At 38.5% G+C, this 384-nt stretch carries 1 protein-coding gene; it reads left to right on the top strand.

What is annotated here, in order from left to right:
* Nucleotides 1–10: 10 nt before the first annotated feature.
* Nucleotides 11–384 (top strand): aminoacyl--tRNA ligase-related protein (locus C1I99_RS35590; RefSeq protein ID WP_499877959.1); only part of this gene is annotated, 374 nt, incomplete at its 3' end.

The following is a 384-nucleotide window of genomic DNA, read 5'->3' as shown; positions in this document are numbered from 1 at the left end:
CGAAGAAACCATGACTACATTGATTCGAGACGAAGTTAAATCATACAAGAAACTTCCACTTTCTTTATACCAAATTCAAATGAAATATCGCGATGAAGATCGTCCTCGTTATGGATTACTACGCGGCCGTGAATTTTTAATGAAAGATGCTTATTCTTTCCACGCTGATGAAGAAACGTTAGACCAAAGTTTCCGTGATTTCGAAAAAGCTTACCAAAACATTTTTAGACGTTGTGGTCTTAACTTCCGTGAAATCGTAGGTGATGCCGGAGCAATGGGTGGTCGAGATTCCAAAGAATTTTCAGCTATTGCTTCTATTGGTGAAGATACAATCGCTTACTCAGAAGAAAGCGATTATGCTGCTAACTTAGAAATGGCAAGTAG

It is taken from the genome of Micromonospora deserti (genome assembly GCF_003236335.1).
Taxonomy (GTDB): Bacteria; Actinomycetota; Actinomycetes; order Mycobacteriales; family Micromonosporaceae; genus Micromonospora; species Micromonospora deserti.
Note: the sequence above shows the minus strand (reverse complement) of the source record. Positions and strands in the feature narration are given on the sequence as shown.